This is a genomic window from Hoeflea sp. TYP-13 (assembly GCF_040932035.1).
Lineage (GTDB): Bacteria > Pseudomonadota > Alphaproteobacteria > Rhizobiales > Rhizobiaceae > Hoeflea_A.
Genome location: NZ_JBFRBB010000002.1, coordinates 250,837 through 265,009, shown reverse-complemented (window position 1 = coordinate 265,009; position 14,173 = coordinate 250,837). Strand labels below are relative to the sequence as shown.

At 58.8% G+C, this 14,173-nt stretch carries 14 protein-coding genes; 3 read left to right on the top strand and 11 right to left on the bottom strand.

Going from position 1 to position 14,173, the window contains the following annotated elements; genetic code table 11:
- Nucleotides 1–14: 14 nt before the first annotated feature.
- The 7 genes from lexA to ABVT35_RS11550 all read right to left on the bottom strand — a co-directional run bounded on the left by lexA (nucleotide 15) and on the right by ABVT35_RS11550 (nucleotide 7,386).
- Nucleotides 15–734: a transcriptional repressor LexA gene (lexA, locus tag ABVT35_RS11580; RefSeq protein ID WP_368466598.1), complete on the bottom strand. Its 720-nt coding sequence runs from the start codon at nucleotides 732–734 to the stop codon at nucleotides 15–17.
- 384 nt (nucleotides 735–1,118) lie between these two features.
- Complete coding sequence (locus ABVT35_RS11575; RefSeq protein WP_368466596.1) at nucleotides 1,119–2,042, bottom strand: branched-chain amino acid ABC transporter permease; 924 nt, start codon at nucleotides 2,040–2,042, stop codon at nucleotides 1,119–1,121.
- An 11-nt stretch (nucleotides 2,043–2,053) separates the two neighbouring features.
- Nucleotides 2,054–2,944 carry a branched-chain amino acid ABC transporter permease gene (locus tag ABVT35_RS11570; protein WP_368466594.1) on the bottom strand — a complete coding sequence of 297 codons (891 nt, stop codon included), beginning with the start codon at nucleotides 2,942–2,944 and terminating at the stop codon, nucleotides 2,054–2,056.
- A 52-nt stretch (nucleotides 2,945–2,996) separates the two neighbouring features.
- Complete coding sequence (locus ABVT35_RS11565) at nucleotides 2,997–4,202, bottom strand: ABC transporter substrate-binding protein (protein WP_368466592.1); 1,206 nt, start codon at nucleotides 4,200–4,202, stop codon at nucleotides 2,997–2,999.
- Between the two features lie 27 nt (nucleotides 4,203–4,229).
- Entirely contained in the window at nucleotides 4,230–4,937 is a 708-nt protein-coding gene (locus ABVT35_RS11560; protein ID WP_368466590.1) for an ABC transporter ATP-binding protein, read from the bottom strand.
- Nucleotides 4,934–5,686, bottom strand: coding sequence for an ABC transporter ATP-binding protein (locus ABVT35_RS11555; RefSeq protein WP_368466587.1), 753 nt, complete (start codon nucleotides 5,684–5,686; stop codon nucleotides 4,934–4,936). Before ABVT35_RS11555 ends, ABVT35_RS11560 begins: the two co-directional genes overlap by 4 nt.
- Nucleotides 5,687–5,742: 56 nt before the next feature.
- The gene (locus ABVT35_RS11550) at nucleotides 5,743–7,386 is read right to left on the bottom strand and encodes an acyl-CoA synthetase (protein WP_368466585.1); all 1,644 of its coding nucleotides are present in this window, start codon (nucleotides 7,384–7,386) and stop codon (nucleotides 5,743–5,745) included.
- A gap of 141 nt (nucleotides 7,387–7,527) precedes the next feature.
- Here ABVT35_RS11550 and ABVT35_RS11545 point away from each other — a divergent pair, with 141 nt between their 5' ends.
- The 3 genes from ABVT35_RS11545 to ABVT35_RS11535 all read left to right on the top strand — a co-directional run bounded on the left by ABVT35_RS11545 (nucleotide 7,528) and on the right by ABVT35_RS11535 (nucleotide 10,662).
- Complete coding sequence (locus tag ABVT35_RS11545; RefSeq protein ID WP_368466583.1) at nucleotides 7,528–9,468, top strand: PAS-domain containing protein; 1,941 nt, start codon at nucleotides 7,528–7,530, stop codon at nucleotides 9,466–9,468.
- The gene (locus ABVT35_RS11540; protein WP_368466581.1) at nucleotides 9,465–10,175 is read left to right on the top strand and encodes a response regulator transcription factor; all 711 of its coding nucleotides are present in this window, start codon (nucleotides 9,465–9,467) and stop codon (nucleotides 10,173–10,175) included. The genes ABVT35_RS11545 and ABVT35_RS11540 overlap by 4 nt, the downstream gene beginning before the upstream one ends.
- Before the next feature lie 79 nt (nucleotides 10,176–10,254).
- Entirely contained in the window at nucleotides 10,255–10,662 is a 408-nt protein-coding gene (locus ABVT35_RS11535; RefSeq protein ID WP_368466579.1) for a hypothetical protein, read from the top strand.
- Nucleotides 10,663–10,844: 182 nt separating this feature from the next.
- Here ABVT35_RS11535 and ABVT35_RS11530 read toward each other — a convergent pair whose 3' ends face one another.
- From ABVT35_RS11530 to ABVT35_RS11515, 4 genes are all read right to left on the bottom strand, one after another.
- The gene (locus ABVT35_RS11530) at nucleotides 10,845–11,168 is read right to left on the bottom strand and encodes a hypothetical protein (protein WP_368466577.1); all 324 of its coding nucleotides are present in this window, start codon (nucleotides 11,166–11,168) and stop codon (nucleotides 10,845–10,847) included.
- A gap of 125 nt (nucleotides 11,169–11,293) precedes the next feature.
- Nucleotides 11,294–12,541: an NAD(P)-binding domain-containing protein gene (locus ABVT35_RS11525; RefSeq protein WP_368466575.1), complete on the bottom strand. Its 1,248-nt coding sequence runs from the start codon at nucleotides 12,539–12,541 to the stop codon at nucleotides 11,294–11,296.
- Between the two features lie 28 nt (nucleotides 12,542–12,569).
- The gene (locus ABVT35_RS11520; protein WP_368466573.1) at nucleotides 12,570–13,142 is read right to left on the bottom strand and encodes an OsmC family protein; all 573 of its coding nucleotides are present in this window, start codon (nucleotides 13,140–13,142) and stop codon (nucleotides 12,570–12,572) included.
- Nucleotides 13,143–13,387: 245 nt separating this feature from the next.
- Nucleotides 13,388–14,080, bottom strand: a complete 693-nt coding sequence (locus ABVT35_RS11515) for a GntR family transcriptional regulator (protein ID WP_368466571.1) — start codon at nucleotides 14,078–14,080, stop codon at nucleotides 13,388–13,390.
- Between the last annotated feature and the right edge of the window lie 93 nt (nucleotides 14,081–14,173).

Below are 14,173 nucleotides of genomic sequence, written 5' to 3'. Positions count from 1 at the left end.
TCCGCGACTGGCAATCAATGATAGCGCCGGATCAGGCCAACGAGTTTACCCTGGATCTTCACCTGGTCGGGGCCGAAAATCCTTGTTTCGTAGGCGGGGTTTGCCGCTTCAAGTGCTATCGATGCGCCCTTGCGGCGGAAACGCTTGAGCGTTGCCTCTTCATCATCAACGAGAGCGACGACGATTTCACCGGGATTGGCAGTCGCGGCGTTCTTGATCACCACCGTGTCGCCGTCGAATATGCCGGCTTCGATCATCGAGTCGCCCTTGACCTCAAGCGCATAATGTTCGCCACTTGAAAGCATGTCCGGCGGCACGCTGATATTGTGGGTGATGTTCTGTATCGCCGAGATCGGAACGCCCGCGGCAATGCGGCCCATGACGGGAACGCTGACAGCGGCTTCGACGCCGTCATCGACAGGTGAGGGGGCGGCTTTCGATTCGGTTGCCGGTTTGCCGAGGCTGCCTTCAATAACGCTCGGGGAAAAACCTTTTCGCGGCTGCGATGCCGGGATCATCGTTTCGGGAAGACGCAGCACTTCCAGCGCTCTTGCCCGGTTGGGAAGCCTTCGGATGAAACCGCGTTCCTCCAGTGCCGTGATCAACCGGTGGATTCCGGATTTGGATGCGAGATCAAGCGCTTCCTTCATTTCGTCGAAGGACGGCGGAATACCGCTTTCCTTCATGCGTTCATGGATGAAAAGCAGAAGTTCATGTTGTTTGCGCGTCAGCATCGCAGTGCTCCCGAATCGGAGAAACAAATACAGAACATACACTATATGTTCCAGTTGTGTTCTGCAAGTGTTGTGAATGTGCCGGACAAAGGTGAATGAATGGTGAAGGGGAATTCCCGGGGAGGCAGGAAGCTATTGCGGACCGGGATTGGAGAAGCGCAGGGAGTTATTTTAGATTGTGAATTTTATAAGCGCTTGAATTTATTATTGTTTCCGGAATTCCCAATCGCGCTGGATTGTGGGGGTGACATTCAACTCATCCCGAATAGTTATTTACGCTTTGATTTTATTGTCTTTTCATAGCCAAAGACTTTTTCAGGACATAATCCCATACACCTGTGAATACGGGATATCCGATGCTCTTTCTTTGTTTCCCTCCGGACTTTAGAAGGATCGGCGCATCATTGCGGCGAATTCTCCGACGATGCCGCGCCGGAAGGCCAGTACGCAAAGCACGAAGATCGCACCCATGACCACGGGCACCCAGGCGCTGAGCGGGCCCGACGCAAGGAGATTTTGCAATGATATGATTACGCCTGCCCCAAAGGCCGGGCCGATAAGCGTGCCAACGCCGCCGAGGAGGGTCATAAGCACGACCTCGCCGGACATGTGCCAGTTGACATCCGTCAGTGAGGCAAGCTGGAAGACGACCGTTTTCGTGGCACCGGCGAGGCCCGCAATCGTAGCCGAGAGTGTGAAGGCGAGCAGTTTGGCCCGCTCCACGTCGTAGCCGAGCGAGACCGCGCGGTCCTCGTTGTCGCGAATGGCGCGCAGCACCTGACCAAAGGGCGAATGCACGGTACGGGCGATCACCGCGAAGCCTGTGAGGAAGACAATCAGCACGAAATAGTACATGGCCAGATTGTCCGTCAGGTCGAACAGGCCCAGCGCGTAGCCGCGCGGCACGCCCTGCAACCCATTCTCGCCGCCGGTGAAGTCGGCGGAGACGAAGAAGAAATAGGCCATCTGTGCAAGGGCCAGCGTAATCATGGCGAAATAGATGCCCTGCCGCCTTATCGCCAGTTGACCGACTACAGCGCCAAAGGCGCCGGCTGCTACGGTCCCGGCCAGTATGCCGAGCTCCGTCGGCAGGCCCCAAACGGTCAGCGCATGCCCTGTGACATAGGCCGCCCCGCCGAAAAAGGCCGCATGGCCAAAGCTCAGAAGACCGCCATATCCGAGGATGAGATTGAACGCGCAGGCAAAGAGCGCAAAGCACAGGATCTTCATCAGGAAGACCGGGTAGATTGCGAAGGGGGCTGCGATCAGCAGGGCAAGCGCGATGAGGATTGCAATGGGTCTGGTCATGTGCGGCTCCCTTATGCGGTTCGTCCGAAGAGGCCCGCGGGCCGCAGTATCAACACAACAGCCATGACGGCGAATATCACAGTAGCCGAGGCTTCAGGCCAGAACACTTTGGTCAGCCCCTCGATCACGCCCATCGCGATTCCCGTGACGACGGCACCCATGATCGATCCCATGCCGCCGATGACGACGACGGCAAAGACGACGATGATCAGGTTTGAGCCCATCAGCGGATTTACCTGGGTGATCGGGGCAGCCAGAACTCCGGCAAATCCGGCGAGCGCCACACCATAGCCATAGGCGAGTGTTGTCAGCAGCGGGACATTCACGCCAAACGCCTGCAACAGCCTGGGATTTTCTGTACCGGCGCGCAGGTAGGCTCCGATCCTGGTGCGCTCGAACAGCCACCATGTGAACAGGCAGACCGCGAGAGCAGCCACCACGACCCAGCCACGGTACCACGGCAGGAACATGAACCCCAGATTGACACCGCCCTTTAGCGCTTCGGGTGTGGGATAAGGAATGCCTGAAGCGCCATAAAGCTTGACGAACAGGCCCTCGATCACGATCGCAAGGCCGAAGGTCAGCAGCAGTCCATAAAGATGGTCGATACCCGAGAGCCTTCGCAGCAGGAAGCGTTCAATCAGTATGCCGGCCGAACCCACCATGACCGGAGCGAGGATCAGCGCCCCCCAATATCCGATGCCCAGGACTACAAGCAGAAAATAGCTGGCGAAAGCGCCCAGCATATAAAGAGCGCCGTGGGCGAAATTCACGATGTTCAAAAGGCCGAAGATCACTGCCAGCCCGAGTGATAAAACCGCGTAGAAGGCTCCGTTGATCAGCCCCAATAGGAGCTGTCCAAAGAGCACTTGCGGTGGAAATCCCAGAAGTTCGGCAAGCATGATCCGGCCTCGCTTTTTTGGGCCCCGGCTGGTACCGGGGCCCTGTTTGGCGTTATTTTGTGGGACACGTGCTCTCGGAGAGCGGGCCATAGGCTTCTTCACCCGGAATTGTCCGGATGATCTCGTAATAGTCCCAGGCCCCCTTGCTCTCAGACGGCGATTTCACGCGGGCAAGATACATGTCGTGCACCATCCGTCCGTCGCTGCGGATCACACCGTTCTTGGCGAAGAAATCATCGACCGGATTTTCGCGCATCCAGGCCAGTATGGTATCGGTGTCGTCGGAACCGGTTGCTTCGATGGCTTTGAGGTAATGCGTAACAGACGAATAGACGCCCGCCTGCACCATGGTCGGCATAGCTCCGGCGCGCTCGTTGAAGCGTTTGGACCAGGCACGGGTCTCGTCGTTCAGATCCCAGTAGAAGCCGGTGGTCAACTGTATGCCCTGGGCGGTTTCCAGCCCCAGCGCATGTACATCCGTGATGAAGGTCAACAGCGCCGCGATGGTCTGGCCGCCTGCCACTAGGCCAAACTCATTGGCCGCCTTGATCGCGTTGGTGGTGTCGGCACCGGCGTTTGCCAGACCGACAACCTTGGCGCCCGAGGCCTGTGCCTGAAGCACAAAGGATGAGAAATCCGAAGACGGAAACGGGTGCTTGGACGTGCCCAATACTGCGCCGCCTTCGGCCTTGACCACGTTTGCCACGTCGCGTTGCAGCGCCTCGCCAAAGGCGTAGTCAGCGGTCAGAAAATACCAGGAATCGCCGCCCTCTTTCACCACGGCGGAACCGGTACCAACGGCCAATGCGCGGGTGTTGTAGGTGTAGTGGATGCCTGTCGGGATGCATTTGTCGTTTGTCAGGGGTGATGAGGCAGCGCCTGAGACAAGCGCGATCTTGTTTTGCTGTTTTGCGACTTCAAACACCGCCAGCGCGACCGAGGTGGTCACCAGTTCCGCAAGCGCATCCACCTTGTCGTTCTCGAACCATTCGCGCGCCAGGTTGGCGGCAATGTCCGCCTTGTTCTGGTGGTCGGCGGTCACGAGTTCGATCGGCGCGCCGGCCACCGAGCCGCCAAAATCCTCCACGGCCATCTGCGCCGCGATCACGGCGCCCTGGCCAGCCAGGTCCGCGTAAACGGCGGCCATATCGGTCATGACACCGATCTTGACGGCACCGTCGCTGATGTCGGCCTGGGCGGTCCCGATTGTCATGGCAAGCGCAGAGACGCCTGCGGCCAAGATCCTGATGATTTTCATGTCTGGTCTCCTCCGAGTTGGCGAGCGTCAAACGCTCAGATATTCATCAAAGATCGCCTGCGAGGTTTCGACCTCCTCCCGCGCCACCGTGGCGGCGAGATTTCCGTGATCCATGATGAAATGGCGATCCGCGAGCCCGGCCGCGAAATGGAAATTCTGCTCAACCAGCAGGATTGTGAAACCCCGCGCCTTGAGCTGGCCGAGAACGTCGTCCAACCGCTCCACTATGACCGGGGCGAGTCCTTCGGTAATCTCGTCGAGCAACAGAATATCGGCGCCCGTGCGCAAGATCCGGGCCATTGCAAGCATCTGCTGTTCGCCTCCCGAAAGGCGTGTGCCCTGGCTGCGGCGGCGCTCGGCCAGATTGGGAAACATGATGTAGATCTCGTCGAGCGACATTCCGCCCGATCCGACCACCGGGGGCAGCAGGAGGTTCTCTTCCACATCGAGGCTGGCAAAGATGCCGCGTTCTTCCGGGCAATAGCCCACACCAAGATGAGCGATGGTGTGGGGCTGGGCGCCGATCGTCTCGCGCCCCTTCAGCATGACTGATCCGGTGCGCCGGGGCACTACGCCAAGGATTGACTTGAGCGTTGTTGTCCGCCCCGCACCGTTGCGCCCCAGAAGTGTGACCAGCTCGCCTTCATGCACGGTCAGGTCGACTCCATGCAGCACATGGCTTTCGCCGTAAAAGGCATGCAGGTCCGAGATACGAAGAATTTCCGTTCCGCTCATGCAGCCTTCCCCATATATGCTTCCTTGACGCGCGGGTCGCAGGAAACCTCCTCATAGCTGCCCTCGGTCAGTATCGCGCCCCGCTGTAGAACGGTGATCCGGTCGCACAACTCGGCAACCACGCCGAGATTGTGCTCGACCATCAAAATGGTGCGGCCCCCTGACACTTCGCGGATCAACGCTGTGATCCGCGCGACATCTTCGCGCCCCATGCCCTGTGTCGGCTCGTCGAGCAGCATCAGTTCAGGCTCGAGCGCGAGTGTCGTCGCAATTTCGAGTGCACGTTTGCGCCCGTAGGGCATGTCCGCCACAAGCGAGTGAGAGAAGTTCTCAAGCCCAACCTTGGCCAGAAGCTCTTCGGCGCGCGGGTTGAGCGTGTTTAAAGTGTTTTCGGCACGCCAGAACTGCCAGATCGCACCGGTCTTGCGTTGAAGGGCAACACGCACATTCTCAAGCGCGGTCAGATGAGGAAATACGGCTGAGATCTGAAACGAACGCACTATGCCCGCCCGCGCTATCTGCACGGGCTTTTGGCCGGTGATGTCATTGCCGTTGAACAGTATCTGCCCGCGCGTCGGCGGCAGGAATTTGGTCAGTAGATTGAAAACGGTTGTTTTGCCGGCTCCGTTGGGGCCGATCAGCGCGTGGATCGAGTGCCGCCCGACTTTCAGGTTTACGTCATCAACGGCGGTGAAGCCGCGAAATTCCTTGGTCAGCGCGTCGGTTTGCAGAATGGGCGTGTTTTTCATCGTGCTATCGGCCCGGGCCGGCGCGGCGGAGGGAGTGCCGCCGCGCCTTCGCCCCGTCAGCCCGCCTCCTTGCTCAGCGCCGCGGCCTGCTCACGAAGAACGAATTTTTGGATCTTGCCGGTCGACGTCTTGGGTAGGGGACCGAAGACCACTGTCTTCGGTGCCTTGAAATGAGCCATATTCTCGCGGCAGAAGGCGATGATCCCGGCCTCCGTTGCCTGCTCGTCTGGCAGAAGATCAACAAAGGCGCAAGGGCTTTCGCCCCATTTCGGATCCGGACGTGCGACCACGGCCGCTTCCGAGATTGCCGGGTGCCGGTAAAGCACGTCCTCGACCTCAACGGACGAGATATTCTCGCCGCCCGAGATGATGATGTCCTTGGACCGGTCCTTCAGCTCGACATAGCCGTCAGGGTGCATCACCCCCAGATCGCCGGAGGCGAACCAGCCGCCGCGAAAGGCGTCAGCGGTGGCTTTCGGGTTCTTCAGATAACCGCGCATGACATTGTTGCCGCGCATGAAAATCTCGCCCAGCGTCTGGCCGTCCGGGGGCACCGGCGTCAGCGTGGCAGGATCGGCGACCATGATTTCGGACAGGGCATGGTTCTTGACCCCCTGGCGGGCCTTGAGCCTTGCGCGCTGATCCGCGGGCAGGCTGTCCCAATCCGATTTCCAGGCGCAATAGACGGCCGGGCCGTACACCTCCGTCAGGCCGTAGACATGGGTGACTTCAATCCCCATAGCCTCCATCGCCTCGATCACGGCGGCAGGCGGCGAGGCGCCTGCGGTCATCACCTTCACTTCATGCTCGAAGCATTTGAGATGGGCGTGTTGCGCCAGAAGGTTCAGGACGATTGGCGCCCCGCAGAAATGGGTGACCCTCTCGGCGGCTATCAGATCGAAGATCGGTTCGGGCCGGACAGCGCGAAGGCAGACGGATGTGCCGGCATTCGCCGCCATCGCCCAGGGAAAGCACCAGCCGTTGCAATGGAACATGGGCAGCGTCCACAGATAGGTGGAGTGGGTGGGCATGTCCCAGCTCTGTATCTGGGCCAGCGCATTCAGGTGCGCGCCGCGATGGTGATAAACAACGCCTTTTGGGTTGCCGGTCGTGCCGGATGTATAGTTGAGCGTGATCGCATCCCACTCATTCGTTGGAGGCGCCCAGCCGAACTCAGGGTCACCTTCCGCCAGAAACTCTTCATAAGTGTGAGTGCCGGCACGCGTACCGCCCTCAAAGGTCGCGTCTTCGATATCGATGACCAAACGGTCGGGATTCTGTGTCAGATCGAGCGCCGCACGAACGGTGGCGGCAAACTCCGGATCGACCAATACGGCCTTCGCCTCTCCGTGATCGAGGATGAACGCAATCGCCTCCGCATCGAGCCGCGTGTTGACCGCATTGATAACGGCGCCGATCATCGGCACGCCAAAATGTGCCTCGAACATCTCTGGGATGTTGGCGGCGATCACAGCGACGGTATCGCCCGGGCCGATGCCGCGCTGGGTAAGTGCGCCGGCAAGCTGCCGGGCGCGCGCGTAGGTTTCGGCCCAGGTCCTGCGGACCGTACCGTGCACCACGGCAAGGCGGTCGGGATAAATCTCAGCGCTTCGCGCAAGGAATGCGAGGGGTGTGAGCGCCGCATAGTTTGCGCTGTTTGCGTCAAGATCACGATCGAATATCGACGACGCCTGCGTCATCTGGCTCCTCCCTTTGGTATCGGGAGCAGGCTGGCCGAGCCATGTTGTCGAAATTCGAATGAAATGTATCGAATTGTAACGCCGACTTCCAAACGCGCCATCGCCATGGCATGTTCATTCCGAAGTCACGCAGATCACAAGATGAATCCCGCTGCTGCAAATAATCACAACCTCGATACGGTCCGTGCCGCGATAGAACATATCGGGCAGGGGATCACGGTCTTTGACGATCAACTGCGGCTTGTCGCATGCAACGCTAAGTTTCTGGAATTGCTGGACTTTCCTGCCGAACTTTCAAAGCCCGGCACAGAGTTTGCAGCGTTCATGCGCCACAACGCCCGGCGCGGGGAGTACGGCACGGGCGATGTCGAATCGCTTGTGCGCCAGCGCGTCGAACAGGCCATGAAATTCGAGCCCCACACTTTCGAACGGACCCGGCCCGATGGCACAATCCTGCATGTGGAAGGTTCGCCCCTGCCGGATGGCGGATTTGTCACGGTCTATACGGACGTGACCGAAGAACGGCTTCGTGAGGCCTGGCTGGAAGACCGCGTAGCTGAGCGGACCAAAGCCCTGCGGGAAAACGAGACCCGGCTGAGGATCATCGCAAACGAAGTCAAGGCCGGTATCGCGCATCTCGACAAAGATCTGGTGTTTCGTTTCGCCAACGCCCGGTTTTCGAGGGCCTATGGTTGGCGCGAAGGCGACATCATCGGACGGCCTGCGGATCAGATCCTTCCGCAGCCGGTCATGGCGGCCAGCGGCGCGAGATTTACTCAGGCGTTGAGCGGCGTATCTGTAGACTTCGATCTGGAGATCGAACTCGCCGACGGACGCCGAAAGGATATCCGCACTTTCCTTCGGCCGGAGTTCGGCAGCGGAGGATCCGTTTCCGGCTTTTATGTGCTCTCCATCGATCTGACGCGGCAAAAAGCTGCCGACCGGACACTGGCGCAGGCGCAAAAGATGGAGGCGCTTGGCCGGATGGCTGCGGGGATCGCGCACGATTTCAATAATCTGCTGACTATTGTTCTCGGCAATCTTTCGCCTCTTCAGGACCGGCTGCAGGACGGGGAACTCAGTAAAGAATACCTGGATCCAGCGGTTGGAGCCGCCCGGCGGGGCGCGCTGCTGACTGAACGTCTGCTCACCCTGACCCGCCGTCAGATTCATCGGGCGAGTCCGATCCGGGCGCGCGATGCGATCGAGGACGTCATCGCAATCCTCACGGCCTCTCTCCCGGAAAGCACCGAGTTGCGCTCTTGCGGCGACGGCAGTGACCCCTGGCTTAAGGCAGACCGCGGGCAACTCGAAATGGCGCTGATCAACCTTGTGGTCAATGCGAACGCGGCCCTCGATGGCCCCGGGCGCATTACCTTGTCGTGCGACGAGGCGGTTCTCGGCTCCGAACAGGCTCAGGCCCTGAGGCTCTCGCCGGGATCGTTTTGCAGGCTGAAAGTAAAGGATACCGGCCGCGGCATGGCCCCGGAGGAGCAACGGCTCATTTTCGATCCGTTCTATTCCGGCCGGCCTGAACGCGGTGCGGGCCTTGGGCTGGCAATGGTCTTTGCGTTTGTCGAACAATCCGAGGGTGCCATCGAGGTACACAGCCACCCCGGGCGCGGGACGGCGTTTACACTGTTGTTGCCACGTGCCGAGCCGGCTCAATCAAGAGCTCCGGACAGGAGCGTGGCAGCCACGCCGCCCGAACCCCGCGACGGTCCGATTCTGCTGATCGAAGACGACAAGCAGGTCCGGCGTGTGTTGCGTCGCCAATTGGTCTCGCTAGGCCATGCCGTCCTTGAGGCGGAGAGCGCCGAAGATGCAGAGCAACTGCTTGCCGGCGTTGAAGGCATCTGGATGGTTATCAGCGACGTGGCCCTGACTGGCCGGTCCGGTCTGGCGTTTGCGGAAACCCTAGCGGCGGACTTTCCAAAACTGGGCGTTGTCCTGATAACGGGCCACGGCGCGCGCCCGGTGAAGGCGGCGGCTCCCGTTGGCGTGCAGGTTCTGCAGAAGCCGGTGAGCGATGAGGATCTTGAAAGCGCCATCGCACGCGTGCGGCGCGGAGGCGCATTATGACCCGGCCTCTGGTTTATGTGCTTGAAGACGAACCCGACATCGCTCGTCTGATTGTACGCACTTTGCGGGAACATGGCATGGACACCGGCGCTTTCTCCCGGCAGGGCGATTTGCGCCGGGAGTTGAAGCGCCGGCGACCGGATATATGCCTGATCGATCTCACGCTTCCTGATGGTGATGGCCTCGACACGTTGCGCGAGCACCTGTCGAAAACCGATATTCCCGTCATTGTCGTTTCGGCGAGGGACGCGGCGAGCGACCGGGTAATCGGACTGGAACTGGGTGCAGATGATTACGTCTCGAAACCTTTCGAGCCGCGCGAACTGGTGGCGCGGGTCCGGGCTGTTCTGCGACGTGTTTCCGGAAAGTCAGATGTTCGAGGCAGTGGTCGCGTTGCGGAGTTCGAAGGCTGGCGTGTTGATTTTCAGGCTTGCGAAATCACAGATCCGGCGGGTCGCGTACAGCCGCTTTCTTCTGCCGAGGCCCGGTTGCTGGAAACGTTTCTGCGCGCCTCGGGCCGGGTGCTCAGCCGGGCCCAGCTTTTCAACCTTGATGCGCCCGGCGACATCGAACCGGAAGATCGCAGCATGGATGCGAGGATATCACGGCTCCGGCGAAGACTGCGTGACGATCCGAAATCGCCGCGATTGATCCGCACGGTTTACGGGGCTGGTTATATCTTCACGATCAAGCCGAAATGGCTTTGAGCGTATCAATTGTTTCGACCTGTCTGCACCGACACACATTGATATTGCCTAAGAGGCTGAATTAATTTCATAAAATAACTTGGGTAAAGAAATTTCCCGGTTACAACTGAAACATTGTACCAGCCGTTCTGAAATCCGACTGAAACGGCCGGCTTCTAGATTGGTTCCATCGAAAAACTTCGCCAGCGGACGCACCGATAATCGGAAATGTTCTGGCGACAATGAGCCGATGGAGCGAATTATGACTATGATTATTGATCACTCTGTTGATCATGCCAGTGCCGGTTACAAGGCTATCGCAAGTGCTGCTTTTAACCGAATAAATCCCTTTTCCGAACGAGCACGTGCCGCACGCCGGACGCGCCGCGAACATGAACAGCTGATGGCGATGTCGAACTACGAGTTGCATGACATCGGAATGATCCGTGGGGACGTTGCATTTGGGATTTCAAGCGGACGCGGTGTGTTTCGCGAAACTGACCGGTGAGCACACAGCCCTTGGTTTTGCCTACCCCAACAGGCAGCCTTTCCGCAAAAGCGCCGGTGGCGAGAATATCGCCATCGGCTTTTTTGCGTTCACATTGAAAGCAATGGCGTTTGCATCACTTGTGATTGTTTGGCTAGTGGGCCACGCCTGCAGTATTTATCGGGCTTAGGAGGCCCCGAAGCCTACTCGAAGGTGTAAGAGCCGAGCTCGCACAGATCGAGACCGTAGTCTTCCAAAGCATCGCCGTCTTCGAATTCAGCGCGGATATCATAAACGCATGTCGTCTGACCGTCAGCGATCACCACGTCGATTTCGTAGTCGCTGTCGAGATATCCGCCCTCCAGCAGGTTCTCCTCCCAGGAGTTCGTGCTCGCCGGCGATACGTGAAATGCGATAACGGGGCTTGAGGCCTTATTGGTAAGCAAAAACTCTAGATCTTCGGCCGTCGCGCCAGAGGCCCACGACAATGCGACAGCAGCGGTCGCTGTAAGAACAAGCTTTTTCATGAAATATGTCCCATCCATAATGATTGCGGGTCGGACGATAGACGTATTTGCCGGGCAGGCAAGAGCAATCGGTGGGGTAAAGCCTTATTCCTGTGCATCGGCCCGAAAAACCGTTTTGTATCGGATTATGCGGCTTTCAGACGCCCGCCAAGAAAAGCATGCAGGTGTTCAGCCAGGTCCCGGGCATCAGCACCGGCGCCATCGATCAGCGTGGAATTGCGGCGTCGAAGAAAGGGTAATCCAAGAATGTAGAGCCCGGGCGCACCGGTCACGCCTCCGTCATGCAGCATACGTCCCTTGCGATCGAGCACGGGAACCTGCAGCCAGGAATAGTCCGGATGATAGCCGGTGGCCCAAAGGACTGTCTTGATTCCACCCTTGTTCAGATCAAGATCAAGGCGCGGGTTCTTTGCGATACGGGTATTTTCGAAACGCTGCGCGGGTCCAATATCTCCGGGTAAATCGTTGTGTGATATCCATTCATCGATCGTGTCGAGGAGGCGGTTCATCTTCAGATCCGCAAGCGCACAGACATTTCCGAGGGATCCGGAAAAAAGGGCCCTGGCGTCACGCATGCCGACGAGACGGCCAACTATCTCGATGCCGCTTTCTGTAAGTGCGTTCATATCGAGAGTTGACCGGTCCTTTGAGCCGGCGAGCTGCAGGGAGGGAACGCGCCGCGCTCTTTTGATGTCGTCAACTTCGTCATACCGCATGCTCAGGATGCCGCAGGCATCCATCCACCATTTGATGTCCCTGCCGCGGTAGGTACGCGGTGCGCGGACATGCTCTCCTGCGGAGAGAAGAACATTGCGCCCCGTTTGCCGTATTTCCTTTGCAAGCTGCATGCCGGTCGCAGAAGCGCCCACCACCAGAACGCCGCCATCGGCAAGCTGGTCCGGATTGCGGTACTGCATCGGCGTTATGGATTGGATGCCGCCGGGAAGTTCCGCGGCAAGGGCGGGCACATTCGCGATGTTGCACGCGCCGGAGGCGATGACCAGTGTCCGGCAGCGCCACTCGCCCCGGTTGGTCACAACGGCATATCCGCCTTGCGTCCGGCGGACGGTCGTGACGTCGGTCCCCGTTTCGATTGGAGCTTCAACGAAGCGGGCATAACGATCGAGGAAGTCGATGACGGCAGGCATATCCATATAGCCGTCCGGATCGTTGCCCGTGTAGCGGAAGCCAGGCAGGCGGCTTTGCCAGTTGGGTGTGAGAAGCGTGAGTGAATCCCAGCGTTCCTTGCGCCAGGAATTTGCCACTTCGCCGCGCTCCAGCAACACGTGGTCGATGGAGCGCTGCGAAAGCTGCTGGCTCATGGCAAGCCCGGCCTGGCCGGCGCCAATAATGACGGTCGTTGCGTAATTCACGACACTTGCTCCTGTTGTGGTCAACAGATCAGTTGACTTCGACGATGACGTTTGTCGGATTGGTGATGGCGTCAAAGATCGCCGAGCGCTTCTGCGACTGGGCGACCAGAGCCTTGATTTCATCTTCGGTCGCGTCGGCATTGACATCGAAGGTCACACGGATCGTTCCGAACCCGTTGCGAACATCGTCATCGATGCCCATGATTCCCTGCAGATCCATGTCGCCCTCCACCGTTGCGCGTACAGAATAGAGCTGAATGCCTCGGTGCTGTGCGACGGCGGCGAGACCGCCCATCAGGCAGCTCGCGAGTCCGGTCAGAGCCAGCTCGGCAGGGGTAGGGGCGTTGTCTTCGGCTGCAAACTGTTCCGGATGGTCTGCTTCGACCGTGAATGATTTGGAACGTCCCTGTTCTTCACCGAGGCCAAAGAATCCGTCGACCGTTGAACGGCTGTGTGTACCGTTCACCCAGTCGCAGGTTGTGCGCCATTTGAATTGTGCAGCCTCAGGTGCTGCCTCAAGAGCTTCACGAGCGCCCAGAAGTGCCTCGACGTTGACGCCGTTGTTTACTTCCGTGACTTTTTCCATTGTCGCCTGTGTCATTTGATCGTCCTCAATATCAATCACTGTTCGTGTCTCATGCGATAGGCCGTTGCGGCTTATCTGACCGGATATTGGGATTCCCGCCTTTCAGTCCGGTGTCGAAAAAGGCTGTGCCGTGTTTCAATTGTTGCGGGAGGTTTCAGTTGTTTCAGGTTGCGGCAACACGCAGCCAGCCGGACCGGCCGACCTGCCGAGTAGCAGCATGCCTAAACGTTCTTTGAGGACAGAAGCGTTCAGATTTCCGTTTATTCGGTCTCACCGCCTGTGTCCGCCGTCAGTATTTGGCGGGCGATCTCTCGTGCTTCATGCAGATGCGTTCTGCAGGCTGCCGCAGCTTCGTGCGGCTTGCGCTCGGCAATGGCCTGGTAGATTTCGCGCATGCGTTTTGGACCGGTATTCAGCCGGTCACCGGTGCTCAATGTAAGTACGCGCAACCTGCTGATGCGACCGTTCAGCCGGTCGACGATTTCCCAGGCGATGTCATTTCTGGCAGCGCTGAAGATTGTACGATAGAACGTGGTCGTCGCCTTTATGAGGGACGTTGCGTCATTGCTGTGGGACTCGGATTCAAGCTCTTCCAACGCTGTGCGCAGTGCATCCAGATCCTCAGTGCCAATCTGCGTCGCGCAAGCGGCGGCCGCTTCCGATTCCAGTTGCGCGCGAATGTCATAGATCTGGCGGGCCGTATCCCAGTCGAGGCGGGCGACCGCCGGGCCTTGATTGGAGATGACTTCTACAAGGCCTTCCGATTCCAGATGGCGGATGACTTCACGGATCACCGTGCGGCTTACGCCCATCTGATCGCAGAGCGTCCGCTCAACCAGCCTTTGTCCGGGCTCAAAGAGGCCGCTGATGATCGCATCGCGCATTTTTTCGAGCGCGATCTCCCGCAGGGTGGAGGGCGGTTTGGCTATTTTCAGGCTGCTAAGATCGCTCATTTCGACTCCCTTTTCCCTTCTTATCCGTCAGGCCGGGCAAAAACAACGATTGACATATGGTCATATGGTATACCATATTACAAATAGTCTTCA